The following is a 26,540-nucleotide window of genomic DNA, read 5'->3' as shown; positions in this document are numbered from 1 at the left end:
CTATAAGAAATAAATCTCATAGAGTTTAAACTATTTTTTGATAGATGTCAACTGCTAACTTTTCTTATAGGAAAACTTGTTTTAAAAATCAAATTCAGAAAGAACGTCAGAGCCTGATGTGATGCACTTTGCGCCCTCTTGAATCAAATGATGGCAACCGTCAGATTTCCCATCTAAAATTGACCCCGGAATAGCAAAGACATCTCGCCCTTCTTCCATCGCTCGCTCACAGGTAATCAGGCTGCCTGAGCGCATCTTAGCTTCTGCCACGATGACGCCACGACAGAGACCAGCGATGATCCGATTCCGCTCTGGAAAATGAAACTTCAAAGGCTGTTCACTTGGACCATACTCTGTCAGCAATAAATGATTTTTGCCAATGTAAGATTGTAATTTTTTGTTTGCTTTGGGATAAAAGACATCTAATCCTGTTCCGATGACAGCAATCGTCTGCCCCCCGTTTTGCAGGGCAGCCATATGAGCCGCTGTATCTATTCCACGAGCTAGGCCACTAACGATAACCAATTCATTATTTAGCTCCTTGACAATCTTTTGTACGGAGGCATTTCCTTGCTTGCTGCTGTCTCGACTGCCAACGACTGCAGCCTTGGGCAATTCTAGTAGATTTAGATTTCCCTGATAAAATAACAAAGTCGGGGCATCATAAATCTCACATAAATCCCAAGGGTAAATATCATCCAAGATAGAAAAGGACGGAAAAAGTTCGAATTCTTCCTTCAAAGCTGGTAGATCAAGACGTTTATACTTCTCTATAAAGAGAGCGGGATTACGGCACTCAGATACGACAGCCTTATCTCGGAGAGAAAGCTTGCTATCTCTACTCTCGGCGTATCTCAAAACATTTAAAACCTGATGATTAGTCAAACCAGCTTTTTTCATTTTATAAATCTCAAAATTATTCATTTTTTCACCTCACTTTCTTATTCGTAAAAAATTCAAAAAAAGAACTGCAATACAGTTCCTTCTTTACGATTTTATTGAATTTGATGTTGTCAATAGCTGGTCTCCTTGACTATTTGCCTTTAACCCATCTTTTATTCTTTATGAACAGGAATTTCCTTAATAATTTGTGCTGGATTACCAGCCAAGACTACATTGTCACCAAAAGACTTAGTCACAACCGCTCCTGCTCCGACTACCACATTATCCCCTAATGTCACTCCTGGCAGAATCGTCACACCTCCGCCAGCCCAGAAATTATCACCAATAGTGATTGGTGCTCCGTACTCAATACCGGAATTTCTTTCCACTGGATCAAGCGGATGAAGAGGTGTCAAAAACTGACAATTTGGACCGAGCATGCCATTGTTTCCGATGCGAATGGGGCAAACGTCCAGCATAGTCAGGTTCCAGTTAGAACAAAAATTTTCTCCTAAATGAATGTTAATTCCGTAGCCGCAAACCAAATCTGGCTTCATAGCAAGATTATTTCCCGTACTGCCAAACCATTCCTTGATAATGGCCGTACGCTTGTCACTGTCTTGCTCGTGGTTGAAACGATATTGAAATTCTTTGGAGCGGGCTCTAATTTTTCTTAAATCTTCGTCTTGTGGTCGGTAAATCTCTCCAGCAATCATTTTTTCGTATTCGCTTTGCATGTCATCCTCCTTTTCATGCGTGACAAATGGATGGTCAGGTAAAGTTGTTCATCCTCTGATGTTTGGTAATTTCTGGTTTGCTTTAAAAATTCAGCAATCTTCCTAGTTGTCTCATAAGCCAAGGGATACTTACATTTAAGTAAGTCAAACATCTCATTGTCCTCTAAATCACGGTGGCCGCTATCAGTCAGGACTCGCTCACAGAAAAATTTTAGATGGGTCATGAAGCGCTCAAGGTAGATGTCTTCCTCGTCTAAAGAAATTTCCAAACTGTACTTGACAATGGTCATGATTTCCTCCATCATCATAGTCAAATCACGCGCAGTTCCGTCGCCATTTTCCAGCTCTGCATTGACCAAGGTCAGCGCCATAAAAGCTGCTTCATCATCTGGAAGTTCCTTGCTGACATAAGCACTCAAAAGCTGTTTGGCATACTGACCAACCTCAAACTCGATAGGAAAAAAGCGTTTAATATCCCACATGAGGAAATTCTTGAGGTAAATATCATCTTCCAAGCGCAGCAAGACTCCGTGGATATGATCTGCCATCGCCAGAAAAGCAGTGTCTTTGAGTTTCTTCTGCAGTTTCTCCCTTGCGAAAGAAATAATCTTATCTGACATTTCCATGACCTCTGCTGGCAACTCCATCAGAAGCTGTCGTCTATTTTCTGACAAGACATACTTTTTCTCAATCAGCTCATCTGGAATCTCCTGGCCAACTTTTCGACCAAAGGCCAGTCCTCGTCCCATTAGAATAACTTCTTCTTGGTCCTCTTCAGAAATCACCACATTATTGTTTAAGATTTTACTGATAAGCATGCCTCACCTCTTCGTGCCTATTCGCACATGGATTTTATTGGTTCAAATGTCTTGCGATGAATAGGAGTTACGCCGTTTCGCTCCAAGCCCTGCAAATGGCTCTTAGTTCCATAGCCTGCATTTTGCGCAAAATCATAACCAGGATATTCTTTGTCATAGTCTGCCATCAGCTTATCTCGAGTGACCTTAGCAACAATACTGGCCGCTGCAATAGATAGCGAATTAGCATCACCTTTGATGATGGACTCTTGCGGAATCTCGACATCTAGCTTCATGGCATCAATCAGCAGATAATCTGGCTTGAGACAAAGCTTAGACAAAGCATCTTTCATAGCAAGCTTGGTCGCTTCGTAGATATTGACTTTATCAATAATCTTGCTGTCCATCAGGCCAACACCTACTGCCAAGGCTTTATCCATAACTGCTTGATAGATTTCATCATGCTTTTTCTTAGGAATTTTTTTACTATCGTTAAGCCCCTTAATCTTACATCCTGGAGGTAAGATTACTGCTGCAGCGACAACTGGTCCAGCTAGAGGACCGCGGCCGACCTCATCAATCCCAGCGATTGCCTGGTAGCCTGCTTGATAAAGCTCTTTTTCATACCGTAACATCTGCTCCAGACGCAAATCTTCATCTAACTCTGCCTGAATAGCTCTTTTACGCTTTTCAATCGCTTTTTGAACTCCACTGCGCAAATCATTCGCTGCTTCTGCCAGAAAAGGATCAGCCAAATCAGTCACTAACTCTAAGCGTTGCTGAATCTCCTTAATCGTTGCCATCTAATTCTCCTACTGTATCCAAGCAATATCGGCCCAATTTACCATCACGAACATCTTTGACAAATAAGCTATAAAAACGATCATAGTCATCACGGAAACCAAGTTTTTGAGTCATATCCATAATCATATCAGGTGCTTCCTGACTCAGATCCAGCTGCTTGAAGCGTGCTGTCAGCTCCTCAGGATAATGCTCCTTGAAATAATCGAGGCCAAAAATCGTTACCTCATCCATAGGCAGTAGATTATCCTTAATAGCTCCAGTCAGAGCAAGCTTGAGAGCAACCGTCTCATCTTCAAACTTAGGCCAGAGTATTCCTGGTGTATCCAAGATTTCCAAGTCTTTATTTGACTTGAGCCATTGCTGGCCCTTGGTTACACCTGGCTTATTCCCTACAACGGCAATTTTCTTACCTGCCAAGCGATTCATGAGGGTTGATTTGCCAGCATTGGGAATGCCAATAATCATGGTACGCAGGGTTTCGATGCGAATTCCTCTCTCTTTCTGACGCGCCAATTTGTCAGCCATAAGCTTTTTAGCTGCATCTGTCACTTTTTTTACAGCAGATTGCTCTTTGGAATTAATAGATAAAGTCGGAATCCCTTGGCTTTCAAAATAGCTCTGCCATTCTTTAATACGAACAGGGTCAGCCAAATCAGCCTTGTTTAAAATCAAAAGCTTGGGCTTGTCACCCACAATCTTAGTCAGCATAGGATTCTGACTAGATAAGGGCAGTCGCGCATCAACCAGTATCGTCACAAAATCAACAAACTTAATATTTTCCTGTACCTGTCTCCGTGCCTTAGACATATGCCCTGGAAACCATTGAATCGTTGCCATAATTTATCCTTTCAACGAATATCATTGATAAAATTTTATATCTTTAACTATTTTAACATATTTCTAAAATTTAAGCGGATGAATGCTAAAGTGATCCTTTCTACCTCAAGAGCAAAAAAAGCCCTAGCAGGCTTTTTAACTTTATCTCACTTGCTCAAAATGCAGATGCACAGCGATATGATCTCCATAGCCATTGCGCTCTAAATCGCGTTGCAAGCGATAGGAAATATAATGCTCTGCAATGGTAATATAGCCTGCACCCAAGAGGCGGCTTTCAACCATGGACTGAATCATGCTAATAGTCGCACGCTCAACCTTAGCTTCATCCAAATCCAGAACCACTTTCTTTGTAACCTGCGCTAAATTCTGACGCAAATCATCTGTCAACACATAGACAGTCTGAGCTGCCTTTAAAACTGCTTGATAAATTTTATCTGGGTCAAATTCTACAACCTCACCACTCCGTTTAATAACTTGCATAAAAAAACTCCTTTTATATTATATATTTCTAATCTAATGTAAGTCTCTAACATGACTGCTGTCAGTCCAGTTGTCTATAGTCTGCTCAAAAAGAATTCTGGAAGCCAGACCATACCTTAACATTATATAATTTTTTCCAATATTTTTCAAAGGAAGCTTCCTTTTTTCTTTAATCTTAAAAGACTATATAAAAAAGGACTGCTCTGGGCAATCCTTTCTAGAAATATTTTTCAGTTCTATCAATCAATAATCCGGTCTTAGAACGCCTTTAACCGTCTCTTTGGTTGCTTGATAGTCGCCATCGACCACAACCTTGATAATACGTTTGGCATCTTCTTCGGGCGCTGGTACAAGCGGCAAGCGAGTTGGGCCAGCTGCAAATCCTAAGTAATTAAGGACTGCCTTGACTGGAGCTGGACTTGGGTAAGAGAAAAGGGCATTGACTTTAGGGATGAATTTCCGTTGGATAGCTGCTGCTTTTTTGATGTCATTGTGTTCAATAGCGTCCAGCATTTCAAACATTTCATCACCGTTTGTGTGAGAAGCAACAGAAATAACTCCATCAGCCCCCAAATTCATAGCATGAAAGGCATCGCCATCCTCACCAGTATAAATCAGAAACTCCTCTGGACGATGCTCAATCAGATAGGCCATGTTCGCCAGACTGGTACATTCTTTAACGCCGATAATATTTGGATGTTCTGCCAACCTCAGCATAGTCTCAGGTGTCATCTCAACAACAACCCGGCCAGGTATATTGTAGATAATGATAGGCAGGTTTGAAGCATCCGCAATGGCTTTAAAGTGCTGATACATCCCTTCCTGAGAAGGTTTGTTGTAATAGGGTACAATGGCCAAACCAGCTGCAAAGCCACCAAATTCATCTACTTCTTTGACGAATTCGATAGAATCACGCGTTTCGTTGGTACCGACACCGGCAATCAAAGGAACACGCCCTTTGACAACCTTTTGAACTGCCGCAAATAACTCCAACTCTTCATCATGAGTCAGAGTTGGACTTTCAGCAGTTGTTCCAGCTAGTAAAATCCCATCCGTATGATGCGCCAAAAGGTGCTCAATCAAGTCTGGAATAGCATCAAAATTAATGGAACCATCTTCATGAAAAGGTGTAATAAAAGCTGTGATGATTTTACAGTTTTTCAGATCCGAATACGCCATAAACTTACCTCTCTTTATTATACGAAAAGAGGGTTGAAAGAACGATTATTCAACCCTATGCTGTCAAGTTTCCTTATTCACTTTATTTTAATTCAAAAACAACTTCTGCTGTCGGACGAACTAAACCACGCTCATGCAGTGTCTCTGCGATTTGAACAGAATTCCAAGCTGCACCTTTAAGAAGATTGTCTGAAACAACCCACATATGAATTCCTTTTTCTGCATCAAGATCCTTACGAATTCGGCCAACAAAGGTTTCTTTCTTACCAACCGCATTGATCGCTTGCGGATAAACCTGATGAGCTACATCATCCTCCAAAATAGCACCTGGGAAAGCTGCGATTGCTGCTTTTACATGTTCAATAGGTGCAACTTCCTTAGTCTCGATGTAGACAGACTCTGAGTGAGCAGACAAAATCGGAAGGCGGACACATGTCGCAGAAACAGCAATAGAATCATCTTCCATGATTTTCTTCGTTTCTTTAGTCATCTTCATCTCTTCATAAGTGTAGTCGTTATCTGTAAAGACATCAATCTGAGGTAAGGCATTAAAAGCAATAGGATAATGTTTTTTGTCGCCGCCACATGGCAGGATATTGGCTTCCGCCTCCTTAGGATTTACACCATCATTGAGAACAGAGCGCAATTGAGCTTGGGTTTCAAGAATGGCTCCCATACCTGCACCAGAAACTGCTTGATAGGTAGACACAATGATGCGCTCCAACCCCCACTGCTGACGAACAGGCTCTAAAGCCACCATCATCTGAATTGTCGAGCAGTTAGGGCAAGCGATAATTCCCTTGTGCTGATCTAATGCATGGGCGTTGACTTCTGGAACAACCAGAGGAACATCAGGATTTTGACGGAAATAAGAGGTGTTATCAACCACTACTGCTCCAGCTTTGACTGCGTAAGGAGCGAATTTTGCTGAGGTAGAACCACCAGCTGAAAAGAGAGCAATATCTACACCTTCAAAAGCCGTCTCAGTCGTCTCTTCAATAGTAATATCTTGTCCCTTGAACTGGAGAACTTTACCAGCTGAACGAGCAGACGCCAGATAGCGTATTTTATCAATTGGAAGGCTAGATTCTTCCAGCATTTTAATCATTTGAGATCCAACGGCACCAGTGGCACCTACTACAGCAACTGTATATCCCATGCGATAACCTCTCTGAATTTTCAAAAAATTTTGTATTGTTAGTATTATACTATTTTTAGGGAAAAATGCAAATAGTTCTAAAGAATATAAGTGCGATTTTTTGATAAACCACACCAACTCTCATGCCTATCTAAGAGAGCTTTCAAGGTTTACAGCTTTTGTTCTTACGAACAAAACTGCATCCATTGCTCTACGACTCAACTGCCTTCTGCGAAGTTGAGTCATCAAGAGCAATAGCACTCACGACGCCAACCGTCTCAGCATCAATGTCTCTAAGCTCGGCTGAGAAAAACCGTCTTGCCTCTCTAAGAGAAGTTTCAAGGTTTACAGATTTTGTCCTCACGAACAAAACTGCATCCATTGCTCTACGACACAACTGCCTTCTGCGAAGTTGTTTCATCAAGAGCAATAGCGCTCACGACACTGCGCGTCTCAGAATCAATGTCTCTAAGCTCGGCTGAGACAACCCTTCTTGCCTCTCTAAGAGACATAGAAAAATCCCCAATTCGTAGATTGGGGATAAGGGCACTTTCGTGTGATCAGCAGGTTCACACAACTGATCAAGGTCCGCTCCTGCGTTATGACCTCCCATGCTTCAATTTGCAGAAAAGCTGCATATCGACTCATCGCACGAAATATAGTTTACCTTATCTTTTTCCGTCTTGTCAAGGTATTTAATCTAAAATATAAACAAAAACTTGTCTATCTTTCCATTCCTGACCTTCTTTTTGGAATTGTTTCCGTACTCCTTCAAGATAGAAATCAGCTTGCTCCAGCAAATTCTGTGAAGGGATATTCTGTAGATCAACATGTGCTTCTAAACGATGAAATCCTAGTTCACGACTGACTTTCTTAAGTTCACCTAGCATAGCTCTGGCGTAGCCCTGACGCCAAAATTGATTATGTATCGTATAACCTATTTCCGCCCATTGAAAATCGTCTCTAGCCAGCACAAATAAATTAACCATTCCTACATGTTTTCCGCTTTTTGCATCATAAATTCCCCAAATATACTGTTGGTCTTTCTCTCGGAAATCTCGGTGCTTAGCCACCAAATCCGCAAACCAACTTTCTGTACAAATTGTCATATCTAAAAACCCATCATCAAATGGAGATTGGGAAGGCAGTCTATTGGAAAATCCTTCCAGCCAAGCCGAATAATCTTTCTCTTCCAGATATTTTAAATAAATATGTTTCATAAATACTTACTTCCCTCTCGAATACTAAGCGCAGCCATTTCCGCCTGATGCCGTTCTATAAAATCCTTGACCCAGTTTGGATTGGTTTTGGAATAATCTCTCAGCGCCCAGCCGATGGCCTTGTTAATAAAGAATTCTGTTTGGCCTAGATTATTCACTAAAATCTGTTCTAAAAGTTCAGTATCAGTTTCCTCTTTTCGCAGTAGTTGATGGTCAATAGCCAAGCGCCGCAGCCAGATATCCTCATCACAACTCCAGGATAAAATAATCTCTTTGGTTTCTGGAAATCGGGCAATGATTGATCCGACCAAGCGATCCAAAAAGTCAATAGTATCCCACCAAGATTTTGTTTGAGCCAGCTTTTTCAAACGTGGCAAGTCAGATGGAGTCAATAGCTTCTTGCAAATCCCCAGATAATCTAGCGCGGCATACTGTAATTCACGATAAGGATTACTCCAAGCTTCATTTATAAAATTCCAGTCAACGACGGAGTCTGTCTGTTGTTTGAAAAAAGTCTTTGCGAGCTTCCGTCTGGCTGGAGTTTTGACTCCTAGAAACTCAAATTTATTTTTCATATAGGCTTTCATAGCCACTGCATCATCAGGGTTAGCTACAGCTTTTAACTCTTTTACCAATTCCTCTACATTCATATCTTACTCCAGCAATTCACGGTCATAAATAGTGTAGTCGCAGCGGTAAATCACGAGACGTTTGCCGTCAATCAGCAACTCAGAGGTTTTAGGAGCATCGGATTTATCTAGAGAAACACGGTCTCCAGCATAGGCAGCCAACGGAGTGCCGTTTTGAGAGCGAATCAAAATGACCTTTTTCTTTCCGGTAAAGTCGTTTTTAAAGGCTGAAATCATGCGATTTAAAACAGGAACAGAATGGCTATTCTCCTCAACATCTGCAGTCTTTTGATACTGGGCAAAGACATCTTTCAAGCCTTTTTCTTCTGCAATCAAGGAAGAGCCCACATGGTCAATCTCATACTTACCCAAGGTTATTTTGAGCACAGAAGAATCTTCCTTGGAATTTCCTTCCGCATCAACTGAATCAAACTCCTCGTTACGCGAGATGGATAGTGACTTGCCCGACATCTGGTCTATGAGTTGGGAATTCTCATCATAGGTGCGAACCGTCATCTCCAACCCCAACCATTCCTCCTTGGCATTTTTAAACCAATTTTCAACGGACTGACAACCCGTCAAGGCCAAAAGGGTAATGCTTAGAAGAGTTATTAATAAATGTTTCTTTTTCATCATTTCCACTCCATTTCTTTTAAAAGTTTAATTGGTCCAGCTTGCTTGTCCAAGGATTTCTGCAGCCAAACAATGTCATGCCAACGCTCGAATTTATAGCCGATTTTAGGGAAATGCGCTACTTGCTGGTAGACTCTTTTTTGATGCAAAGCCAGGCTGGCTTCATTTGGCAGAGAAATACAGGCTAGAAAATGCATATATCCCATCTGATCTAACAGGTCTTCAAGCTCATCATAAAGCCTGCTGCCGACTCCCTTTCCTCGAGCATCTTGACTGACATAGACGGATAATTCCACCGCCCAATCATAGGCGGCGCGCGCATAATAAGTCGAAGCATAGGCATAGCCTAAAATTAAACCATCTTCTTCCGCTACCAGATAAGGATATCTTTCCAACGTTTTCTCAATCCTAGTTGCAAAATCCTCAATGGTGGGTACTTCATATTCAAAAGTGATGGCTGTATTTTCTACATAAGGCGCATAAATAGCAAGCAAGGTCGTAGCGTCTGATGGTGTTGCAAATCTAATGTTCATGTTGTCTCCATATTCTATTCTCATTATTTTCACTATTATACCAAAAAAGGCTCGTAAAGAGCCTTTTAAACCAAGATCAAAATAGTCCAATCGCTGTGCCGTCTGCTGCAACATCCATATTGAGTGCTGCAGGACGTTTTGGCAATCCTGGCATGGTCATGACATCTCCTGTCAAAGCCACGATAAAGCCTGCTCCAAGTTTTGGTACCAGTTCACGAATGGTAATTTCAAAGTTTTCTGGCGCACCAAGAGCTGCAGGATTGTCAGAGAAGCTATACTGTGTTTTGGCCATACAGATTGGCAGCTTATCCCAGCCGTTTTTGACAATTTCGCGAATCTGAGTCTGCGCTTTTTTCTCAAAGTTCACCTTCGAACCACGATAGATTTCTGTGACAATTTTTTCAATTTTTTCTTCAATAGAGAGATCATTGTCATAGAGGCGAGTGTAATGAGCAGGCTCTTCAGCAATGGTTTTGACTACAGTCTCAGCCAGAGCAACACCACCTTTGGCGCCATCAGCCCATACACTAGCAAGCTCAACCGGTACCCCGATTTCTGCACAAAGTTCCTTAAGCGTAGCAGTTTCAGCCTCTGTATCTGAAACAAATTCATTGATGGCTACTACCGCTGGAATACCGAACTTACGGATATTTTCAACGTGACGCTTGAGATTAGCAAAACCAGCTCTGACCGCTTCAACATTTTCTTCTGTCAGAGCATCCTTAGCAACGCCACCATTCATCTTGAGGGCGCGTAAGGTTGCAACAATCACCACTGCATCTGGAGAAGTGGGTAAGTTTGGAGTTTTAATATCTAAAAATTTCTCAGCACCAAGATCTGCACCAAATCCTGCCTCCGTCACAGTATAATCAGCCAAGCGCAACGCTGTGCTAGTCGCTAAAACAGAATTACAGCCGTGGGCGATATTGGCAAAAGGACCGCCATGAACAAAGGCTGGTGTTCCGTAAATAGTCTGTACCAGATTTGGCTTAATCGCATCTTTCAAGACCAAAGCCAAGGCTCCTTCGACTTCAAGGTCACGAACATAGACTGGTGTACGGTCATAGCGATAACCGATGACAATGTTAGCCAAGCGCTTTTTCAAATCTTCAATATCCGTAGCTAGGCAAAGAATCGCCATAATTTCAGAAGCAACCGTAATGTCAAAACCATCTTCTCGCGGAATACCATTAACCGGACTTCCTAAGCCAACGGTCACATGGCGAAGAGCTCGGTCATTTAGGTCAACCACCCGCTTCCAGATAATACGACGCTGATCGATTCCCAGTGCATTTCCCTGATGAAGATGATTATCGATAAGAGCTGACAGGGCATTATTGGCAGTCGTGATGGCATGCATATCACCAGTAAAATGCAAGTTGATATCTTCCATCGGTAGAACTTGCGCGTGACCTCCGCCAGCTGCTCCTCCCTTGATGCCCATCACAGGCCCCAGAGATGGTTCGCGAATGGCAATCATAGTTTTCTTGCCAATTTTATTGAGTGCGTCAGCCAGTCCAATGGTAATGGTAGACTTACCTTCTCCTGCTGGAGTTGGATTGATTGCCGTCACCAAAATCAGCTTGCCAACAGGATTTTTTTCAACCTCACGAATTTTATCAAAGCTGAGCTTAGCCTTATACTTACCATATAATTCCAAGTCGTCATAGTTGATGCCGACTTTTTTCACTACATCAACAATAGGCTGCAATTCAACACTTTGAGCAATTTCAATATCTGTTTTCATCAAGAACTCCTCTGTCAATTAATATAAAGATTATAACAAAAAAGAGCAAAATCTACATGATTAAGCTCTAAAAAGATTTTAATGTTCGGGAAAAAGAAAAGTTAAGAAATTTAAATTCTCTAAAATATAAGATTTCAGAGAATTATTTTCCGCTGTGACACTCTGCAATTAGAATTATTTTACTAAATTTCTTTTTTCTTGTAAAATAGTGCTATGAACATATTGATTACTTCTGGCGGGACCAGCGAGAAAATCGACCGTGTCCGCTCTATTACCAATCATTCGACAGGCCAGCTTGGGAAAATCATAGCTGAAACTTTCCTAGACAAGGGCGATCAGGTGACTCTGGTGACGTCTCCCAAGGCTGTCCGCCCTGCAGCCCATCCCAATCTTACCATTGTCCAGATTGAAAATGTTACAGAATTGCTTGAAACTCTGGAGCCGCTCGTTCACACACATGATATACTGATTCATGCAATGGCAGTCTCTGATTATACCCCCGTCTACATGACTGGTATGGAAGCTGTAGCTGCTAGCTCTGATATGGCTGAATTTCTGGATAAGACTAACTCAGAAAGCAAGATTTCTTCTCAGGATGATGTTCAAGTTCTTTTTCTCAAAAAGACACCTAAAATCATCAGCCTAGTAAAAAACTGGAATCCAGACATTCGCTTGATTGGCTTCAAACTCTTGGTTGATGCTTCTGATGAAGAGTTACTCAAGACCGCACAAGCCAGTCTCATAAAAAATCAGGCAGAAATCATTGTCGCCAATGATTTGACAAAGATTTCTAATAAGGAGCACAAAGCCTATCTTGTCGGAAATGATACTGTAACCCAGGCTCAATCCAAAGAAGAAATTGCTCAGCTCCTCTACCTGCATATCCATAGTCCATAAGGAGGTAAATGATGACACAGATTACCTTAGCCGTCAGTGGCAGCATATCAGCTTACAAAGCTGCTGACATCACTAGCCGTCTAAAGAAAGAGAACTTTGAAGTTGCTGTCCTCATGACAGAGGCAGCGACAGAATTTATCACACCGCTGACCCTGCAAGTCTTGTCACAAAGTCCAGTTGCAATTGATATTATGCAAGAACCTGACCCTAGCAAGGTCAATCACATTGACATCGCTAAAGAGTCTGACCTCTTTCTGCTTGCGCCTGCAACAGCCAATACCATCGCTAAACTAGCCAACGGTTTAGCTGACAATATGGTGACAGCTACTGCCCTGGCTCTGCCGCCTCATACCAAGAAAGTTTTGGCTCCAGCTATGAACACTAAGATGTTTGAAAATCCACTAACCCAGCAGAATTTGGAGCGCCTGCAGCGTTTTGGATGGAAGATTATCCAGCCGCGCGAAGCTGTTCTAGCCTGTGGCGATCAGGGGACAGGTGCTCTAGCTGAGATTGATACAATTATTGATACAGTAAAGGAACTTATTTATGAAAAAACAGTCTAAAATTGCTCAAATTGCTATTTTCTTTGCCATTATGTTGGTACTGCACCTGCTAAGTTCGGTCATTTTCAACTTACTTCCAGTACCGATTAAACCTACGATTATTCACATCCCAGTGATTATCGCCAGTATCCTCTATGGCCCTAAAGTCGGAGCTGTCCTAGGCGGCCTCATGGGATGTATCAGCGTTGTTACCAATACCTTGGTGCTGCTACCAACCAGCTATCTCTTTAGCCCTTTTGTTCCAAATGGAAGCCTTTCTTCGCTTCTTGTTGCCATGGTACCTCGCATTCTCATCGGGATTACTCCTTATTTCGTATATAAAGCTATGAAAAATAAGGCTGGCTTGATTGTAGCAGGTTCCGTCGGTTCTGCTACCAATACCATCTTCGTCTTGGGCGGTATCTTCTTTCTCTTTGCAAATGTATATCAAGGTGATATCAAAGCACTTCTGGCTGTTATTCTATCAGCAAATTCCATTGCCGAGTTAATCATTTCTGCGATTTTGACAGCAACTATCATTCCTGCGCTTGAAAAAGCCAAAAAATGATGATGATTTAGTTTTCTGGACCAAGCCTTGCTTTGGTCTTTTTTATACTGCAATTCAGCTCTAATATTCTGAAATCCTTGAAACAATGTCTTGAAAAGTATTTCATTGTTTTCTAGGTAACCTCTTTCAAAATTAATGAAAATATGCTACAATGTAAGCGATTAAGAAAATTTAAGAGCAGGATTTTTTACTAAAATCTCCTACTCTCCATTTCAAAAATAAAGGAGACTCCACCTATGACTTATCAAGATAACTTCAAAAAATGGCTTGATTATGCTGAACTTCCTGACTATCTTCGTGAAGACTTGAATAGTATGGACGAAAAAACTAAGGAAGATGCCTTTTACACCAATCTTGAGTTCGGTACTGCTGGTATGCGTGGTTTAATTGGCGCTGGTACCAACCGTATTAATATTTATGTTGTCCGTCAGGCAACCGAAGGTTTAGCTCGCTTGATTGAAGAAAAAGGTGATGAGTTCAAAAAACGCGGTGTTGCCATTGCTTACGACTCCCGTCATTTCTCACCAGAATTTGCCTTTGAATCTGCTGCTGTTTTAGCTAAACACGGCATCAAGTCCTATGTCTTTGAAAGTCTGCGCCCAACTCCGGAACTTTCATTTGCAGTGCGTCATCTGGGAACTTTTGCTGGTATTATGATTACAGCCAGCCACAACCCTGCTCCATTTAACGGCTACAAGGTATACGGTGAAGACGGCGGACAAATGCCTCCGCATGATGCAGATGCATTGACTGACTACATCCGTGCTATTGAAAATCCTTTTGCTATTGAGGTCGCTGACGTTGAAGCTGAAAAAGCTTCTGGTTTGATTGAAGTGATTGGCGATGCTATTGATGCTGAATACCTCAAGGAAGTTAAAGATGTCAATATCAACCAAAAACTGATTGATGAATACGGTAAGGACATGAAGATTGTCTACACTCCTCTGCACGGTACTGGTGAAATGTTGGCTCGTCGCGCTTTGGCTCAAGCTGGATTTGATTCTGTAGAAGTTGTTGAAGCTCAAGCTGTAGCTGATCCAGACTTCTCTACTGTTAAGTCTCCAAACCCTGAAAGCCAAGCAGCCTTTGCCTTGGCTGAGGAATTAGGCCGTAAGGTTGGTGCAGATGTCTTGGTTGCAACTGACCCAGATGCTGACCGTGTCGGTGTAGAAGTTCTGCAAAAAGACGGCAGCTATCTCAACCTTTCAGGTAACCAAATCGGAGCCATTATGGCTAAATACATCTTGGAAGCTCATAAGAGTGCTGGAACTCTGCCAGCTAACGCTGCTCTCTGCAAGTCAATCGTTTCTACTGACCTGGTGACTAAGATTGCCGAAAGTTATGGCGCAACCATGTTCAATGTCTTGACTGGTTTCAAATTTATCGCTGAAAAGATCCAAGAATTCGAAGAAAAACACGACCACACCTACATGATGGGATTTGAAGAAAGCTTCGGCTATCTGATTAAACCGTTTGTACGTGATAAAGACGCTATCCAAGCTGTTTTGGTTGTGGCTGAGCTTGCTGCCTACTACCGCTCACGTGGCTTGACTCTGGCTGACGGTATTGAAGAAATCTACAAAGAGTATGGCTACTTTGCTGAAAAGACTATCTCTGTGACCTTGTCTGGTGTTGATGGAGCTGAGCAAATCAAGGCTATCATGGCTAAGTTCCGTGACAATGGTCCAAAAGATTTCAACGCTACTGCTATTTCTGTTACTGAAGACTTTAAGGCGCAGACTTCTACTGCAGCAGACGGTACTGTTACAGCTCTGACAACTCCTCCAAGCGATGTGCTGAAATACACCTTGGCTGACGGTTCATGGATTGCTGTCCGTCCATCCGGAACAGAACCAAAAATCAAGTTCTACATTGCCGTTGTCGGTGATAGCAATGAGGATGCTCAAGCAAAAATTGCTGCTATTGAAGCAGAGATTAATGCCTTTATCAAGTAAAATAACACTATCAACCAATCAACCAGAGAATGAAATTCACATTCTCTGGTTTTTCGTTTCCAAATCAAGCATTTTTCTGCTTTTTATGGCATACTAGTTTTATCAAAAGAAATGAGGATTATTTATGGAACAATTTGCTCAAAATATTAAAGACTTGGAAGTCACAACTGTTGACCGTGCTCGTCAAGCTATTGCCGACAAAGAGACTGCAACTTTCTTCGTCGGTCGTAAGACTTGCCCTTACTGCCGTAAGTTCGCTGCTACTCTTGCTGGCGTGGTCGCTAATACTAAGGCGCATATTTTCTTTATCAATAGCGAAGAAGCCAGCGAATTAGAGAAACTGCAAGCCTTCCGCTCTGAATACTGCATTCCGACGGTTCCTGGTTTTGTTCATGTTCAAGACGGCCATGTATCTGTTCGTTGTGATTCTTCTATGACTGCAGATGAGATTAAAGCTTTTGCAAACTTATAAAATTGATTCAATTCAAAAATCTGAGACAAAAAAGTCTCAGATTTTTTTACTTATTTCTAGCTTCCTGAAAGGACTCCCACATTTTTTGCTGGGGTTTGGCAAAGGGGTAATTGCCAAAGTCTCCTGGATGAAGCCACAAGACCTCCCCCTCAGCTACGTGCTGACTATCTTTAACTCGGCCATAAGCCAGCTGAATATGCCACTTACGATGACTGAAGATATGCTGAATTTTTGAAAAGGACTGCCGCTGCCAATCAACAATCAAACCATAATCCTGCTCAAAGCTTTCTTGAGGTGACAAGTCAAGACTAGGCTGGTTTTCAGCAACTTCAAAAAGTGACATCTGATTTTCAGTTTGAAATTCCTCAACTTCAATCAATGGAAAATGCCAAAAACCTGATAACAAGCCAGCAGCTTCATTCTTTTCAAGCAAGAACTGTCCCTGTTCGTTTTCGATAATCAAGCCTTGCAGATAGACTGGAACTGGCTTCTTTTTAGGTGCTTTGATTGGATATTTATCCATAGTTCCGTGCAAATAAGCTGCGCTGAACTCTTTTACAGGACTGTCTTCTGGATGAGGATTAACAGGAGCTTCGATATCTGACCCCAGATCCATCAGCGCTTGATTAAAATCTCCAGGTCTATCTGGATCAATTAGAATCTCCATCATAGTCTGAAATACCTTCCGATTGCTAGGTTGGCCAATATCTAAATCAACTTCAAACAATCGACTCAGCACCCGCATAACATTGCCATCCACCGCAGGCTCAGCTAGTCCAAAGGCAATACTAGCAATTGCACCAGCCGTATAAGGCCCGATCCCTTTGAGGCTAGCAATTCCTTCATAGCTATCAGGAAATTTCCCAGCGAAAGCCGTCATTATCTGCTGGGCCGCTTTTTGCATATTTCGCACCCGCGAATAATATCCCAGTCCTTCCCAAGCCTTGAGCAGTCTATCTTCTGGTGCCTGTGCTAAGTCAGCTACTGTCGGAAACCAGTCAAGAAAACGTTCATAGTAAGGAATCACCGTATCCACCCGAGTCTGTTGCAACATAATCTCAGAAACCCATATATGATAAGGATTATTTGTTCTGCGCCAAGGCAGGTCGCGTTTGTTTTCATCATACCAAGTCAATAATTTTTCACGAAAAGAGGCAATTTTATCTGCCTGCCACATCTCAATTTCGTATTCTTTCAAATCTAACATAAATCTAGTATAGCATAAGGCAAGAAAAATAGGAGAGCTTACGCCCTCCAATTGTTTCCTATCGTTTAATAATGACCAACAGCCTGACTAGCTGTAATCAAAGTCAGCTTATAAACATCATCCGCATTACAGCCTCGAGAAAGGTCGTTAACTGGATGGTTAAGACCCTGCAAGATAGGACCTACTGCTGAAAATCCGCCCAAACGCTCTGCCATTTTGTAGCTGATATTCCCAGCTTCGATACTTGGAAAGACAAAGACAGTCGCTTGACCAGCTACCGGGCTGCCAGGCGCTTTCAATTCTGCTGTTGCAGGAACGAAAGCTGCATCAAACTGTAATTCACCATCGATAGCCAAGTCTGGACGCATTTCTTGAGCCAGTTTAGTCGCCTCCACTACCTTATCAACCTTTTCACCGAATCCAGAGCCCTTGGTCGAATAGCTGAGCATGGCAACTTTTGGATCGATACCGAAAATTTGTGCTGTTAAAGCTGAGTTAACAGCAATCTCCGCCAAAATATTGGCGTCTGGATCGATATTAATGGCACAGTCACTGAAAATGTAGCGTTCGTCATCACGCACCATGAGGAAGGCTCCTGAAGTACGAGAAACCCAAGGCAGGGTCTTGATGATTTGAAGAGCCGGCCGAACAGTCGCTGCTGTGGAGTGAATCGCGCCAGACACCATCCCTTGAACCTTACCAAGATAAACCAACATGACCCCAAAGTAGTTGACATCTTCCTTGAGCAACTGACGTGCTTCATCTGCAGTGATTTTTCCTTTACGACGCTCAACGAATGCTTCTACCAATTCCTCAAAGCAGGAACAGTTTGAAGGATCAATAACCTGATATCCTTCTTTTACTCCCTCAATTTCTAGATAAATACGGATTTTATCAGGATTCCCCAAAAGAACTGGAGTAATATCGGTTTCTTTCACCAAGCGTTTAGTTGCTTGCAAAATCCGTGGCTCCTCACCCTCTGGCAAGACAATCTTTACTTCCTTATCCTTCAAGGCTTCACGAATTGAATCAAAAATTTTCATGTTTCTTAAAACTCCTTTATCTCTTATTCTTTTAATTTCTCAATAACTTGTTTAAAATCTTCTGGCAAAGGACTGGCACGCTCAACTTCCTGACCACTAAAAGGATTATAAAATTTCAAAGAATGACAATGTAAAGCTTGACGCTCTATTCCGTGTTCCAAACTCCCACCATAAAGGTCGTCACCCAAAAGCGGAAAGCCAATATGTGAAAAATGAACACGGATTTGATGAGTCCGCCCGGTATGAAGATGGATATCCACCAGATAGACATCTCCGAACTGCTCTATAATCTTATAACTGGTATGAGCGTACTTGCCATCCTCTGTCACGCGCCTCGTAATGATACTCTCAGGATTGCGTCCAATCGGAGCAATAATCTCACCTTGCTCTTCTAAGTCACCAGTCCCCCGAACTAGAGCGTAATAGCGCTTTTCTATCAGCTTCTTCTGCAACTGTTTGTCCAATCTGGCATGAGCATAGCCATGCTTGGCAAAGAGCATGAGCCCACTTGTATCCTTATCCAGACGCGTCACGATATGCACCTGCTGGTTTTCATAGGCATGACGAATATAGTAAGCCTTAACAAAGTTTGCCATAGTATTGGAATGATTAACACTGGGAATACTGGCCACCCCTGCCGGTTTATCCAAAACCAAGAAATGCTCATCCTCGTAGACGACAGACAAGTCCTTATCAACAGCTTTCAGACTCTCAAATCCTTTTTCAGAAGGAATGTCAATCGTCACTTTATCGCCAATATCCAAGAGATAAATAGCATTCTGAGGCTGATGGTTGACAAGAATGTTTCCGCCGGAAAATTTTATCTTAGCCAAGAGGCCTTTGGAAATTTCGTGTCGCTTCAAAAAAGTCTTTACCTTGACATGCTCATCAGCAATAAACTCAAACCTCATTCCTGGCACTCTCCAATAAAGGAGTCTCTGACACGATTCCAAAAGCTGGTATGGCTTGGTGAAGCCACAAAATGTATCTTGTGATTGTCAATCTGATACTCAATACGGACAATATTTTTGAAAGAGAAAGTTTGATTGTCAACCGCAATAGTATGATAGTCACTGCGGGTCGGCACTAACTCAATCTTATCCTTTTTAGGAACAATGACCGACGAGCCCAACGTCCGATAAACCCGATTGTTGAGACTAGCAATTTCTGTCACCTGCAAGGCTTCGATAGTCGGATGCAATACCGCTCCGCCCAGAGATTTGTTATAGGCTGTACTGCCTGTCGGAGTAGAAACAGAAATACCATCTCCTCGGAAACGCTCGAAATGAACCCGATTGATAATGACATCGGCCACCATAGTCCGATCCGAGCGTTTGATTGTTGCTTCATTCAAAGCACGAATGATACGCGTATCACCATTTTCAAAAGTAATTTTGACATTTAAAATTGGATAAGAAACCTGAGCACCCGTATCCAATTTAAGGTTTTCGACAAGTTTATCTAGTTCAAAATCACGGTAGTCTGTATAAAAGCCGAGATGCCCTGTATGCACACCGACAAAGCGGACCCGATCCAGCTGTTCTTCATACATATGAAAAGCTGATAGCAGCATGCCGTCACCACCCACCGAAATCACGATGTCGGGATTCTTAGGAGTTAAAATAAAGCCATTCTGTTTAAGCTTCTGCTTCAAATCCTGATAGACTTGTTCACTCTGTCTTTTCCGATTGCGGATAATCGCTATTTTTTTATCTGTATTCTTCATCTGTATCATCACTATTTCCCACACCGTCATTTAACTTGCGGTGAAGAGGATCAAAGAGAGCCTGCGCCTCCTGGATAGCATCACGGATTTCTCCCATCTCCTCATCCAGCTGATAGGCAAGATTAGCTGTCGTTTCCAAGCGACATTTGATCTCCTCGGGAAATTCTCCTTTATACTTGTAATTCAAAGAATGCTCAATCGTAGCCCAAAAATTCATCGAAAGGGTGCGAATCTGAATCTCAGCCAGAATAAGCCTATGACCATTAATCGTATCAACTGGATACTCTATAATCACATGGTAGCTCCGATAGCCACTTGCTTTTTTGTTTTTAATATAATCCCGCTCCTGAACAATGCGCATATCAGTCCGGTTTCGCAGGACTTCTAAAACTTCATCTACATCATCGACAAACTGAACCATGACTCGTAAGCCAGCGATATCCTGCATCTCTTGCTCAATATTCTCCTCGCGAATGCCTCGCAGAATCATCTTTTCTTTAATGCTCTCAATAGGCTTGACACGCCCAGTCACAAACTCAATCGGGGAATGACGTTGCTGCTTGCGGTATTGCTTTCGCACCCCACGTAACTTAATTTTCAGCTCTCCAACTGCTTGAATATAGGGGTCTAGAAACTCTTCCCATTCTATTGTCATACACTTACCTTGTCATATCATTATTTTTTGTATAAAATAAACACAACTGTTATTATAACATAAATCGCTTTCAAAAAAAAGAAAAGGATATGAAAATGAATCACTTAGAAATTGAATTCAAAACCATGCTGACCAAGGAAGAGCACGACCGTCTGCTCCAATTATTTGCTGATATTTCGCCTATTAGCCAGACCAACCACTACATCGAGTCAGACCAGCAGAGTATCCGACACGCCCACATGGCTTTTCGAGTACGAACTTTTAACCATCGAGAAGCTGAGCTGACGCTCAAGATTCCTCAAGAAGTCGGATCCTTGGAACTCAATCAGAATTTGACACCAGAAGAAACCAAAAACATTTTGCAGAACAATGAATTTCCTACGGGAGAGATTTTAGAGACGCTGCTTCAGAAAGAAATTCCCATCCAAGACTTGAAGATTCTAGGCTCTCTAGAGACTATCCGCTATGAAAAAGAAAATGAAATCGGTCTATTTGCTCTGGATGAGAGCCACTACTTGGGCAAAACTGACTTCGAACTCGAAGTCGAAGTTGAAGATTTCGAAAAAGGAAAAGAAAATTTCCTCAACTTCCTAAAACAGCACAAGATCGACTACAAACCCGGCAAGAGCAAGATAGCAAGATTTTCTGAAAACTTGTAAATCAACGACCACAAAATAGCTGAAATAATCTAATTTTTTTGGTAAAATAAAAGGTAGCAATCTAAAGCCTATTGAAATATAAATTTCATGGAGCATTAGATTATAGAAATGACACAAAAAGAGGACGGTCCAACTCATGTCAGATAAAAAAAATATGAAGCTTTTTTCCCTCAACTCCAATCATTCCATAGCTGAAAAAATCGCTGAGGCTGCTGGGGTTCCTTTGGGAAAACTTTCCTCCCGCCAATTCTCGGACGGCGAGATTCAGATTAACATTGAAGAAAGTGTACGTGGCTATGATATATACATCATTCAGTCTACTAGCTTCCCTGTCAATAATCACTTGATGGAACTCTTGATTATGGTTGATGCCTGCAAGCGTGCCAGTGCTAATACGATTAATGTTGTCATGCCTTATTTTGGTTATGCCCGTCAGGATCGGACTGCTGCCCCTCGCGAGCCAATCACAGCTAAACTGGTTGCCAACATGCTTGTCGGCGCTGGCGTAGATCGTGTGATTTCTCTGGATCTTCATGCCGTGCAGGTCCAAGGATTCTTTGATATCCCAGTCGATAATCTCTTCACTATCCCACTCTTTGCCAAACATTATTGCAATATGGGGTTAACGGGAGATGATGTCGTTGTCGTCAGCCCTAAAAACTCTGGTGTTAAACGCGCTCGCAATCTGGCTGAATATCTGGATGCCCCTATCGCTATCATTGATTATGGCGAAGACGAGGCAGGTCGCTCTGAGGGCTATATCATCGGAGATGTCGAAGGCAAGAAAGCTATTCTGATTGACGACATTTTAAATACCGGTCGGACTTTCTCTGAAGCAGCTAAAATTGTCAGCCGCGAAGGCGCAGTAGAAATTTATGCCGTATCTAGTCATGGACTCTTTGCAGATAAAGCTGTAGAATTACTAGATAATTCTCCTATCAGGGAAATTCTTGTGACAGACTCTGTTGATACCAAAGAAAATACACCTAAGAATCTCCACTACATTACAGCTAGTGAACTGATTGGTGATGCCATTGTCCGCATCCAAGAGAGAAAACCAGTCAGCCCACTCTTTGCCTATCAAAAGAAATAAGGTAACCAGAGTGATTTATTTAGATAATGCCGCTACAACTGCTTTGTCGCTCGCTGCAATTCAAGCAATGACCAAGACGATGACTGTCTTTGGGAATCCTTCCAGTACGCACAGCCATGGACGAGAGGCTAGTAAACTGCTCAGACAGGCGCGTGAGGATATTGCTCAAGCCCTGCATACTCAAAGCAATAAGATTCTTTTTACTTCAGGCGGCACTGAAAGCAATAATACTGTAATCAAAGGCTATGCCCTTCGTCACCAGAACCAAGGAAAACATATTGTTACCACTGCTATTGAGCACCATGCCATCTTAGAAGTGGTAGAGTACTTAGTAGATAAATTTGGCTTCGAAGCTACTTTTGTTCAGCCGATAGATGGTCAGATTCGAGCGGAGGATATTGAGAAGGCTCTTAGACCTGACACTATTCTTGTGTCCGTCATGGCGGTTAATAACGAGACGGGTGCTATCCTTCCCATTAAGGAAATTGGTGAATTACTGCAAGAACATCCTGCTGCTTTTCACGTTGATGCTGTCCAAGCAATTGGTAAACTTCCCATCTACCCTGACGAGCTAAGGATTGACTTTCTCTCTGCTTCAGCGCATAAGTTTCATGGTCCCAAAGGCGTTGGCTTCCTTTATGCCAAGAAGATGGATTTTGACAATTTCATGCACGGTGGCGACCAGGAAGAAAAACACCGGGCCGGAACTGAAAATCTAATCTCTATCACAGGTATGGCGGCGGCTCTGTCAGATAGCACGGAACATCTTGAGGAAAATCTAGCGCATGCGCAAGACTTAAAAGACAGCTTACTTGCTGACTTATCGGACATTGAACATTACTTAAATGAAAGTCAGCCAAGCTTGCCATATGTCATCAATTTGGGATTTCCCAATCAAAAGAATGACCTACTTCTGCTTCAAATGGATTTAAATGGCTTTTCCATTTCAACAGGCTCAGCCTGTACAGCCGGAGCTATACAACCCAGTCATGTCTTGCAGGCTATGTATGGCAAGGATTCCAACCGCTTGTATGAGTCCATTCGGATCAGCACTTCGGACCAAACGACTCTGCAAGAGATTCAATCATTTACAAAGAAATTAAAAGAAATTTTAGGAGGATAAGATGGCCTTTCAAACATCTGTTAGCTTAGCAAACTGTGAATATACCTATTCACTTCACCCAAATGTCAAGAAATTTACCTTGCGCGACAATACTTTCGCGGAAAGCAAGGTCGGAAACTATGAACTCTCTCGTCTGCTGGAAACTGTTCCCAACAGCGGAAATGGTTTTCTGCTGAAAATCATCGTCAATAAAGATTTGAATGGTTTCAAAATCAACATCACTGATAAATCAGGCCTGCGCTTGGTTAATATTTTCAAATCAGAAGACCATCACATTATCCAGCAAAAATTTTATTTCTTGATGGATAGCCTGGTTGAAAGAAATATTTTTGAAAAGACACCACAATAAGCAAGATTCTCGCAATTTTGCTTTTTTGATTTAGACTCTTAAAAAAACGAGCTTGACTTCTACTTAGAACACTTGAAGAAAAGACTAACCGAACCCAAAGAAAGGATTAACAATGGTTGAACTGACCTATTTGGACTCATATAAGGTAAAACGAACACTTACCTATGAAGACTTCGACGAATTTCTTCTCGCCTTCTCTGGCTGTGTCACAGTTCCTGACTCGCTCAAGGTGCTTTCTGTTACGTATAAGGGACACCAGCTGCCTTTTGCAGGGCTAATTGGAGACTTGTACCGCCAGATGTACCAGTTAGACTTAACTCCCTATCAGGACTAATCTCTTCGCAACTGCAACATAACTTAAACTTTCACTCTTTTCTTTTTTAGTGCATTAAACATCTTTAATTAGTTGATTTTTTCACAAACTTCCTATAAAATAGAATTAGAAAGGTTGTGATTTTGTGAAAACTGAAAAAAATACTACAATTCCTCGAGCAACTGCTAAAAGGCTATCGCTCTACTATCGTATTTTTAAACGGTTTAATGCTGAGAAGATTGAAAAAGCAAACTCCAAGCAAATTGCAGAAGCCATTGGTATTGACTCTGCTACTGTCAGACGAGATTTTTCTTATTTCGGTGAGCTTGGCCGCAGAGGATTTGGTTATGATGTCAAGAAATTGATGAACTTTTTTGCTGACCTCTTGAACGACAATGCTATTACCAATGTCATGATTGTTGGCGTTGGTAATATGGGGCGGGCTCTGCTGCACTATCGTTTTCATGAGCGCAATAAAATGAAGGTTGTAATGGCTTTTGACACAGATGACCATCCAGAAGTTGGCAGCACAACCAGCGATGGGATTCCTATCTATGGAATTTCCCAAATCAAAGAAAAAATACAGTCAGGAAATGTGCAAACTGCCATCCTAACTGTACCTAGCGTAAAAGCTCAAGAAGTCGCATCTATCTTAGTTCAGGCTGGTGTCAAGGGCATTCTCTGTTTCTCACCTGTAAACCTATCCCTGCCTAAGGATGTGGTCGTCCAGTATGTTGACCTGACTAGCGAACTGCAGACTTTGCTCTACTTCATGAGAAAAAATGATTATTAATTTGAAAGAGGTATTAAACACTCTATGAGTAAACCTATTATTGGAATAACCGGAAATGAAAGAGAAATCCCAGACGATCACTTCATCCATATGAGCTATACAGCGACAGGATTCGTTGAGGGTGTCAAAGAAGTTGGCGGAATTCCAATGATTTTGCCAATCGGTGATGAAGAAATGGCTAAACAGTATGTTTCCATTGTCGATAAATTAATCATCACAGGCGGTCAGAATGTATGTCCGCAATTCTATGGAGAAGAGAAAACCATTGACAGCGATGATTATTTACTCAAGCGAGACATTTTTGAGTTAGCTTTAATCAAGGAAGCTCGCCGCCAAAATAAACCAATCTTCACTGTCTGCCGCGGAACCCAACTTTATAATGTCGCTTTAGGCGGTACGCTTCATCAAGATATTGAAGATCATTGGCAAGATAGCTCTGCTGAGTACACAACCCAAAGCATGGTGACCAAGAATGGTTCTATTCTGCACGAAATCTATGGACCAGCATCCGAAATCAACTCCTTCCACCACCAAAGTATCAAGGATTTAGCTGCTGGCCTAGAAGTCATCGCCTATGATCCTCGCGATAAGATTATTGAAGCCATCACTTCTACTGACGGCAGTCCTTTCCTTGGCGTCCAATGGCACCCAGAGTTCTTGTTTGGCTCCAGAGAAGGAGACTTAGCTCTGTTTGATTATGTTGTCAATATTCTTTAAAACCCTCTATTCCTAGATATACTTCTGTTCTACACGAATAGAAGTTTTTTTATATTCAAGTAAACCAAATTATATCATATCTGTCTCCTCTCGATAGCTATAGTAGTTGGACTTGGACACAATCAAATGATCCAAAAGGACCAAGCCCATCATCTCACATGCTTCTTTCATATGCTGGGTCACCTCATCGTCGTTTCTACTAGGAACGACTGAGCCTGATGGATGATTGTGTACCAGTATGATAGATGTCGCCAGATGCTTAAGAGCGTAGTGGAGAATTTCTCTCGGCTCAGCAATGCTTCTGCTGACAGTCCCCATAAAAATAGTCTGCTGGTGCAGAATTTGATTTTGACTATTAAGATAAATAGCAACCAAGCACTCCTGCCTCATATCTCCAAGTTCTTGCTGCATCTTCTGGGCTAATTTTTGACTGCCCATAATCTGCTCTTTCTGCAGAACCTCTGCTCGGTTAATCCGACGGCCTAATTCGATAATGGCTTGCAGCTCCACAGCCTTAATCGGACCGATTCCAGAAATAGTCTGCAATTCCTGCAAAGTTAAATACTTGAGATCGTTCAAACTGGAAATTGATGATAAAATTCTTTGAGAAACTTGAAAAACAGTTTCTTTTTTGTTGCCTGTCCTGAGAAAGATTGATAGAAGCTCCTGATTACTGAGTTTTTCAGCGCCTTCTCTCATCAATCGCTCCCGCGGCATCATGCTAATATCATCTTGAAATGAAATGCTATACATAGAAACCTCCTTACCTTATTATTCGGAAAAAGAGTCAAAATCAGCAAGAATAGATACCA

General features: G+C 42.0%; 31 protein-coding genes. 12 read left to right on the top strand and 19 right to left on the bottom strand.

Annotation, left to right across the window (positions count from 1 at the left end; translation table 11 throughout):
• Positions 1-81 precede the first annotated feature (81 nt).
• The 13 genes from dprA to DQM55_RS05900 form a co-directional block, all read right to left on the bottom strand.
• On the bottom strand, positions 82-924 hold the full coding sequence (gene dprA, locus DQM55_RS05975) for a DNA-processing protein DprA (protein WP_111675807.1): 843 nt from the start codon (positions 922-924) through the stop codon (positions 82-84).
• Positions 925-1,055: 131 nt separating this feature from the next.
• Complete coding sequence (locus DQM55_RS05970) at positions 1,056-1,619, bottom strand: sugar O-acetyltransferase (protein ID WP_111675806.1); 564 nt, start codon at positions 1,617-1,619, stop codon at positions 1,056-1,058.
• Positions 1,595-2,437 carry a PRD domain-containing protein gene (locus DQM55_RS05965; RefSeq protein WP_111675805.1) on the bottom strand — a complete coding sequence of 281 codons (843 nt, stop codon included), beginning with the start codon at positions 2,435-2,437 and terminating at the stop codon, positions 1,595-1,597. The genes DQM55_RS05970 and DQM55_RS05965 overlap by 25 nt, the downstream gene beginning before the upstream one ends.
• A gap of 17 nt (positions 2,438-2,454) precedes the next feature.
• Complete coding sequence (locus tag DQM55_RS05960; RefSeq protein ID WP_111675804.1) at positions 2,455-3,219, bottom strand: ribonuclease HII; 765 nt, start codon at positions 3,217-3,219, stop codon at positions 2,455-2,457.
• Positions 3,206-4,057 carry a ribosome biogenesis GTPase YlqF gene (gene ylqF / locus DQM55_RS05955; protein ID WP_111675803.1) on the bottom strand — a complete coding sequence of 284 codons (852 nt, stop codon included), beginning with the start codon at positions 4,055-4,057 and terminating at the stop codon, positions 3,206-3,208. The genes DQM55_RS05960 and ylqF overlap by 14 nt, the downstream gene beginning before the upstream one ends.
• 141 nt (positions 4,058-4,198) lie before the next feature.
• Positions 4,199-4,537 (bottom strand): ATP cone domain-containing protein, encoded by a 339-nt coding sequence (locus tag DQM55_RS05950; protein WP_111675802.1) that lies wholly within the window; start codon positions 4,535-4,537, stop codon positions 4,199-4,201.
• Positions 4,538-4,780: 243 nt separating this feature from the next.
• On the bottom strand, positions 4,781-5,716 hold the full coding sequence (gene dapA / locus DQM55_RS05940) for a 4-hydroxy-tetrahydrodipicolinate synthase (RefSeq protein WP_111675801.1): 936 nt from the start codon (positions 5,714-5,716) through the stop codon (positions 4,781-4,783).
• An 82-nt stretch (positions 5,717-5,798) separates the two neighbouring features.
• On the bottom strand, positions 5,799-6,875 hold the full coding sequence (locus DQM55_RS05935; RefSeq protein ID WP_111675800.1) for an aspartate-semialdehyde dehydrogenase: 1,077 nt from the start codon (positions 6,873-6,875) through the stop codon (positions 5,799-5,801).
• A gap of 674 nt (positions 6,876-7,549) precedes the next feature.
• Entirely contained in the window at positions 7,550-8,074 is a 525-nt protein-coding gene (locus DQM55_RS05920; RefSeq protein ID WP_111675798.1) for a GNAT family N-acetyltransferase, read from the bottom strand.
• Positions 8,071-8,724: a DNA alkylation repair protein gene (locus tag DQM55_RS05915; RefSeq protein WP_111675797.1), complete on the bottom strand. Its 654-nt coding sequence runs from the start codon at positions 8,722-8,724 to the stop codon at positions 8,071-8,073. The genes DQM55_RS05920 and DQM55_RS05915 overlap by 4 nt, the downstream gene beginning before the upstream one ends.
• 3 nt (positions 8,725-8,727) lie before the next feature.
• The gene (locus tag DQM55_RS05910; protein WP_002897543.1) at positions 8,728-9,339 is read right to left on the bottom strand and encodes a DUF5052 family protein; all 612 of its coding nucleotides are present in this window, start codon (positions 9,337-9,339) and stop codon (positions 8,728-8,730) included.
• The gene (locus DQM55_RS05905) at positions 9,336-9,869 is read right to left on the bottom strand and encodes a GNAT family N-acetyltransferase (RefSeq protein WP_231909458.1); all 534 of its coding nucleotides are present in this window, start codon (positions 9,867-9,869) and stop codon (positions 9,336-9,338) included. The genes DQM55_RS05910 and DQM55_RS05905 overlap by 4 nt, the downstream gene beginning before the upstream one ends.
• Positions 9,870-9,945: 76 nt before the next feature.
• Positions 9,946-11,616, bottom strand: a complete 1,671-nt coding sequence (locus DQM55_RS05900; RefSeq protein WP_111675795.1) for a formate--tetrahydrofolate ligase — start codon at positions 11,614-11,616, stop codon at positions 9,946-9,948.
• A 213-nt stretch (positions 11,617-11,829) separates the two neighbouring features.
• On the opposite strand from DQM55_RS05900, the gene DQM55_RS05895 reads away from it, so the two are divergent.
• The 5 genes from DQM55_RS05895 to DQM55_RS05875 all read left to right on the top strand — a co-directional run bounded on the left by DQM55_RS05895 (position 11,830) and on the right by DQM55_RS05875 (position 16,050).
• Positions 11,830-12,513 (top strand): phosphopantothenate--cysteine ligase, encoded by a 684-nt coding sequence (locus tag DQM55_RS05895; protein ID WP_111675794.1) that lies wholly within the window; start codon positions 11,830-11,832, stop codon positions 12,511-12,513.
• An 11-nt stretch (positions 12,514-12,524) separates the two neighbouring features.
• Positions 12,525-13,076: a phosphopantothenoylcysteine decarboxylase gene (gene coaC, locus DQM55_RS05890; protein ID WP_111675793.1), complete on the top strand. Its 552-nt coding sequence runs from the start codon at positions 12,525-12,527 to the stop codon at positions 13,074-13,076.
• Complete coding sequence (locus tag DQM55_RS05885) at positions 13,060-13,623, top strand: ECF transporter S component (protein ID WP_002930513.1); 564 nt, start codon at positions 13,060-13,062, stop codon at positions 13,621-13,623. Before coaC ends, DQM55_RS05885 begins: the two co-directional genes overlap by 17 nt.
• A 236-nt stretch (positions 13,624-13,859) precedes the next feature.
• Positions 13,860-15,578: a phospho-sugar mutase gene (locus DQM55_RS05880; protein WP_111675792.1), complete on the top strand. Its 1,719-nt coding sequence runs from the start codon at positions 13,860-13,862 to the stop codon at positions 15,576-15,578.
• A gap of 124 nt (positions 15,579-15,702) precedes the next feature.
• Positions 15,703-16,050 carry a thioredoxin domain-containing protein gene (locus DQM55_RS05875; protein WP_111675791.1) on the top strand — a complete coding sequence of 116 codons (348 nt, stop codon included), beginning with the start codon at positions 15,703-15,705 and terminating at the stop codon, positions 16,048-16,050.
• Between the two features lie 46 nt (positions 16,051-16,096).
• On the opposite strand, the gene mutY is transcribed toward DQM55_RS05875, so the two are convergent.
• The 5 genes from mutY to DQM55_RS05850 all read right to left on the bottom strand — a co-directional run bounded on the left by mutY (position 16,097) and on the right by DQM55_RS05850 (position 20,681).
• Positions 16,097-17,257 (bottom strand): A/G-specific adenine glycosylase, encoded by a 1,161-nt coding sequence (gene mutY, locus DQM55_RS05870; RefSeq protein ID WP_111676934.1) that lies wholly within the window; start codon positions 17,255-17,257, stop codon positions 16,097-16,099.
• Positions 17,258-17,322: 65 nt separating this feature from the next.
• The gene (pta, locus tag DQM55_RS05865; RefSeq protein WP_111675790.1) at positions 17,323-18,300 is read right to left on the bottom strand and encodes a phosphate acetyltransferase; all 978 of its coding nucleotides are present in this window, start codon (positions 18,298-18,300) and stop codon (positions 17,323-17,325) included.
• 23 nt (positions 18,301-18,323) lie between these two features.
• On the bottom strand, positions 18,324-19,211 hold the full coding sequence (locus DQM55_RS05860) for an RluA family pseudouridine synthase (RefSeq protein WP_111675789.1): 888 nt from the start codon (positions 19,209-19,211) through the stop codon (positions 18,324-18,326).
• Positions 19,208-20,035 carry an NAD kinase gene (locus DQM55_RS05855; RefSeq protein WP_004191240.1) on the bottom strand — a complete coding sequence of 276 codons (828 nt, stop codon included), beginning with the start codon at positions 20,033-20,035 and terminating at the stop codon, positions 19,208-19,210. Before DQM55_RS05855 ends, DQM55_RS05860 begins: the two co-directional genes overlap by 4 nt.
• Entirely contained in the window at positions 20,010-20,681 is a 672-nt protein-coding gene (locus DQM55_RS05850; protein WP_002895452.1) for a GTP pyrophosphokinase, read from the bottom strand. The genes DQM55_RS05855 and DQM55_RS05850 overlap by 26 nt, the downstream gene beginning before the upstream one ends.
• Positions 20,682-20,776: 95 nt before the next feature.
• Here DQM55_RS05850 and DQM55_RS05845 point away from each other — a divergent pair, with 95 nt between their 5' ends.
• From DQM55_RS05845 to DQM55_RS05815, 7 genes are all read left to right on the top strand, one after another.
• Positions 20,777-21,340 carry a CYTH domain-containing protein gene (locus DQM55_RS05845; RefSeq protein ID WP_331813032.1) on the top strand — a complete coding sequence of 188 codons (564 nt, stop codon included), beginning with the start codon at positions 20,777-20,779 and terminating at the stop codon, positions 21,338-21,340.
• Between the two features lie 136 nt (positions 21,341-21,476).
• The gene (locus DQM55_RS05840; protein ID WP_111675787.1) at positions 21,477-22,433 is read left to right on the top strand and encodes a ribose-phosphate diphosphokinase; all 957 of its coding nucleotides are present in this window, start codon (positions 21,477-21,479) and stop codon (positions 22,431-22,433) included.
• 10 nt (positions 22,434-22,443) lie between these two features.
• Positions 22,444-23,556 (top strand): cysteine desulfurase family protein, encoded by a 1,113-nt coding sequence (locus tag DQM55_RS05835; protein WP_331813031.1) that lies wholly within the window; start codon positions 22,444-22,446, stop codon positions 23,554-23,556.
• A 1-nt stretch (position 23,557) separates the two neighbouring features.
• A complete protein-coding gene (locus tag DQM55_RS05830) occupies positions 23,558-23,905 on the top strand; it encodes a DUF1831 domain-containing protein (protein WP_111675786.1) in 348 nt (115 codons plus the stop codon).
• Positions 23,906-24,017: 112 nt separating this feature from the next.
• On the top strand, positions 24,018-24,239 hold the full coding sequence (locus DQM55_RS05825; protein ID WP_002900305.1) for a DUF4649 family protein: 222 nt from the start codon (positions 24,018-24,020) through the stop codon (positions 24,237-24,239).
• 124 nt (positions 24,240-24,363) lie between these two features.
• Entirely contained in the window at positions 24,364-25,011 is a 648-nt protein-coding gene (locus DQM55_RS05820) for a redox-sensing transcriptional repressor Rex (protein WP_002900304.1), read from the top strand.
• 24 nt (positions 25,012-25,035) lie between these two features.
• Positions 25,036-25,728 carry a gamma-glutamyl-gamma-aminobutyrate hydrolase family protein gene (locus DQM55_RS05815; RefSeq protein ID WP_002900303.1) on the top strand — a complete coding sequence of 231 codons (693 nt, stop codon included), beginning with the start codon at positions 25,036-25,038 and terminating at the stop codon, positions 25,726-25,728.
• Positions 25,729-25,797: 69 nt separating this feature from the next.
• On the opposite strand, the gene radC is transcribed toward DQM55_RS05815, so the two are convergent.
• Positions 25,798-26,481, bottom strand: a complete 684-nt coding sequence (radC, locus tag DQM55_RS05810) for a RadC family protein (protein WP_002900302.1) — start codon at positions 26,479-26,481, stop codon at positions 25,798-25,800.
• Between the last annotated feature and the right edge of the window lie 59 nt (positions 26,482-26,540).

The sequence above is a fragment of the Streptococcus sanguinis genome (assembly GCF_900475275.1).
In the GTDB taxonomy this organism is placed as follows: Bacteria; Bacillota; Bacilli; order Lactobacillales; family Streptococcaceae; genus Streptococcus; species Streptococcus sanguinis_N.
This window is presented reverse-complemented; position numbering and strand designations above follow the sequence as displayed.